Origin of the sequence: Thauera terpenica 58Eu (assembly GCF_000443165.1) — a bacterium.
Lineage (GTDB): Bacteria > Pseudomonadota > Gammaproteobacteria > Burkholderiales > Rhodocyclaceae > Thauera > Thauera terpenica.
The window spans coordinates 1-1,002 of the sequence record NZ_ATJV01000123.1 but is presented as its reverse complement, the minus strand read 5'-3'; the positions used below and the strand labels follow the sequence as shown (position 1 = coordinate 1,002).

The following is a 1,002-nucleotide window of genomic DNA, read 5'->3' as shown; positions in this document are numbered from 1 at the left end:
TGTTTAGTCCCACGGTGTGCTGGACTGGATTGATTTTGAATCTGTCCGGCGTGTTTTGCCATGCTTTGCAGATGAATTCGTAGGGGGTTAAGCCCTTCAAGGTTTTTAGTCTTCTGGCGAAGTTGTAGGCCATCAAGAAGGTCTGCAAATGGGATTTCAGCTGGTCGTGGGATCGATAGTGGTAACGCTTGACCGTTGCTTCCTTGATCGTTCTGTTCATGCGCTCGACCTGGCCATTGGTCCATGGGTGGCAGATCTGGGTGAGTCGGTGCTCGATACCCTGAGCCCGGCAAACACGGTCGAAAGGGATTTCCCGATAGCCTTCGGTTCCTTTGCGTTTAGCGAACTGAATGCCGTTGTCGGTGAGCAGCGTGTGAATGACGTAAGGTACGGCGTTGATCAGGTTGTTCAGGAAGTCTCGGGCCACCATGCGCGTGGCCTTCGGATGCAATTCGGCGTAGGCGAACTTTGATGTCCGGTCGATGGCTACGAACAGGTAGAGACGGCCTTCGTCGGTCTGAACCTCGGCGATGTCCACATGGAAGTAGCCGATCGGATAGGGCTTGAATTTCTTCTTGTCCGGTTTATCGCCTGCCACTTCCGGCAACCGCGATATCCCATGCCTTTGCAGGCAACGATGGAGTGAAGACCGTGTCAGATGCGGGATGCTCGCTTGCAAGGAGTACAAGCAGTCATCCAGCGGCAGCAAGGTGTATTTGCGGAAGGCCACGATGGCCGCTTCTTCCTCCGCAGTGAGCACCGTCGACTGGACGTTTTTTGGCCCCATCGGGGCATCCTGGGTGCTCGCTCGCTGGCGCCATTTCGCTACCGTCTTGGGATTGATTCCGTACTGGGACGCCAGTTGGCTCAGGCTCGCTTGACTATGCTGTATCGCTCGACGCACTGCCTCTGTTGTGCGGGCGCATCCGTGAAGTACCTGTCCCATAGATCTTCCCTCCGTAGCTGGCTATAAATTACACCAGCACACCGTGGGACTAAACA

General features: G+C 55.2%; 1 protein-coding gene. It reads right to left on the bottom strand.

Annotated elements, in window-relative coordinates; genetic code table 11:
- Positions 1 to 946 (bottom strand): IS481 family transposase (locus tag M622_RS38525; protein ID WP_040831437.1); only part of this gene is annotated, 946 nt, incomplete at its 3' end.
- Between the last annotated feature and the right edge of the window lie 56 nt (positions 947 to 1,002).